The organism is Methylobacterium bullatum (assembly GCF_014845095.1).
GTDB lineage: Bacteria > Pseudomonadota > Alphaproteobacteria > Rhizobiales > Beijerinckiaceae > Methylobacterium > Methylobacterium bullatum.
In genome coordinates this window covers 1-1176 of record NZ_NKUG01000304.1, presented here as the reverse complement: position 1 = coordinate 1176, position 1176 = coordinate 1, and the positions used below count along the sequence as shown (strand labels likewise).

Genomic DNA, 1176 nt, shown 5'->3' with positions numbered 1-1176 from the left:
CCGACCTTGCCGACCTCGCCGCGCGCCAGTTCGTGGTCGGGATCGTAGCCGGTCTGGGTCGGCAGATCGAAGGCCACCGACAGGCCGGTCTGACCCTTGGCGAGGTTGCCCCGGTAGAGGGCGTTCGATTCCTTGGCGTTGGAATGGCCGGCATAGGTCCTGATGATCCAGGGCTTGTCGCGCTTGACCTCGGCGACGGTCGCACTCGCGCTCATTCCACTGACTCCACTCGATTCCAACGGCCGCGCCATCTCGCGCTTATTGTGCGGCACCCTATCCAAGCCTCGGGCGTCCGTCATCTGGCCGAAGGTCGGACTTCTCGGCTCATGGCTCAGAATGTTTCGAAAAATTCTAGACGCCAGGATCAAGCGAATTAAAGGACGCCGCACGACAAGGCAGATGCGAAGTCGCTCTAAAGCATTGATTTCGATGCGGAATGCGCCGACTTTGCCAGTCTGTTGAAGCAACAATATTTTGAATACACAAATTGACCCGACCGACGGCTCCGGTGCGGAAGCGTGGTGACGGGTCATGGCCATTTAGGGGGCCTTGGAGCAGTTCAGGTTCGTCGATATAGGGTCGCTCAGAAGAATAACCGGGAGAGCCAAGATGTCGGCGAGTGCGGCCTTGAATACGACCGAGGGCAAGGACCTCTACGAGTTGGGCGAGATCCCGCCCCTCGGCCACGTTCCGGCGAAGATGTATGCCTGGGCGATCCGGCGCGAGCGTCACGGCCCGCCGGAGGAATCGATGCAGGTCGAGGTGGTGCCGACCTGGGAGATCGGCGACGACGAAGTGCTGGTCTACGTCATGGCCGCCGGTATCAACTACAACGGCGTGTGGGCCGGGCTCGGCGAGCCGATCTCCCCCTTCGACGTGCACAAGGCCGATTACCATATCGCCGGTTCGGATGCCTCTGGCATCGTCTGGGCCGTGGGCGCCAAGGTGAAGCGCTGGAAGGTCGGCGACGAGGTCATCGTCCATTGTAACCGCGACGACGGCGACGACGAGGAATGCAACGGCGGCGACCCGATGTTCTCGCCCTCGCAGCGGATCTGGGGCTACGAGACCCCGGACGGCTCGTTCGCGCAATTCTGCCGGGTGCAGTCGCGCCAGCTGATGAAGCGACCGCAGCACCTCACCTGGGAGGAAGGCGCCTGCTACACGCTGACCCTC

The 1176-nt window shown here is 62.3% G+C and carries 2 protein-coding genes; one reads left to right on the top strand and one right to left on the bottom strand.

Translation table 11 applies throughout. The annotated features are described in order from the left end of the window. A partial coding sequence (locus tag MBTS_RS23310; RefSeq protein WP_244973634.1) for a methylmalonyl-CoA mutase family protein occupies positions 1-215 on the bottom strand: 215 nt, incomplete at its 3' end. 394 nt (positions 216-609) lie between these two features. On the opposite strand from MBTS_RS23310, the gene MBTS_RS23305 reads away from it, so the two are divergent. Next, a partial coding sequence (locus MBTS_RS23305; protein ID WP_192216608.1) for an alcohol dehydrogenase catalytic domain-containing protein occupies positions 610-1176 on the top strand: 567 nt, incomplete at its 3' end.